We start from the raw sequence: 1,044 nt of genomic DNA, 5'->3' as shown, positions 1-1,044 counted from the left end.
GCACGCAGGGGGACGGCGTACGCCGGGCGCGGGCCGGTGCCCGTGGCGAAGTTGTGGTCGCACGCCGGGCAGCGTGTCCCCTCCCCGCGGGGCGGGCACCCGCAGCGCGGGCAGGTCTGGCGCCTCACCGCTTCGCGGGAACCGTCAGCGTCGAACCGGCGTCGAGGTCCATCTCGTCGAGCTTCTCCACGTCGCGGCGCAGCCGTACCGAGCCGGTGGCCGGGTCGTCGATCTCGACGACCTTGCCGAGCCGGTCCAGCATCGCGCCGTCGTCGGCCGCGGCGGCGATCCGAGCCGCCCGGCCCAACAGCGTCACGGCGCTGACCTCGTCCCCGGCGCGGCGCGCGGCGAGCCCGCCCTGCACCGCGCGGGCAAGCTCCGCCTGCCCGGTGTAATGGGCGACGACGCCGTCGATGCGGGTCGACAACTCGGCGTCCTCGGTCCACACCGCGCGGACGCGGGCCTGCGTGACGACCTCGCCGCCGACGACCAGGCTCACCCGGGCGGCGAGCCGCTCGTCGCCGACGTCGGCCGGCGGCACGTCGACGCACAGGTGGTACTCGCGGGTGCCCACCGCCCACGCGCCGGTCGGATGGTCCCGGGTGAACGGGTTCACCTCGACCGCACGCGGCCTGAGGTCGTCGACCTCGGGGGAGACCTGACGCAGGAAGCGGGTGGTGGAACCCTTCGGCGTCCACACCCGCAGCGCGACGTCGGCCACGCCGCGGGCGAGCGCCTTGGCGATGAGGGCGCGGAAGTCGTCGGCCATCTCGGCGGGCTCGCGCAGCAACGACACGGTGCCGAGCAGCCGGGTGGAGATCTGGCGCAGCTCGTCGACCCGCCAGTCGGCGCCCACCCCGCGGCAGTCGCACTGGAAGGCGCCCTCGCACGCGGCCAGGGCCGTCTCCAGCGCCCGCGTGCTCTCGCCGTTCTGCCCGTCGGTGAGCAGGATGGCGTGGTGGATGGCGTCCGGGCGCGACCCCATGAGCTGCGCGGTCAGCCGCAGCCAGCGGCCCATCGCGGTGCCGCCGCGCGGGCGCAGCC

The 1,044-nt window shown here is 76.1% G+C and carries 1 protein-coding gene; it reads right to left on the bottom strand.

Going from position 1 to position 1,044, the window contains the following annotated elements; translation table 11 throughout:
• Positions 1 to 124: 124 nt before the first annotated feature.
• Positions 125 to 1,044: hypothetical protein (locus ND748_RS32605; RefSeq protein ID WP_251750105.1), on the bottom strand; the 920-nt coding region annotated here is incomplete at its 5' end.

The organism is Frankia sp. AiPs1 (assembly GCF_023716945.1).
Lineage (GTDB): Bacteria > Actinomycetota > Actinomycetes > Frankiales > Frankiaceae > Frankia.
This window is presented reverse-complemented; position numbering and strand designations above follow the sequence as displayed.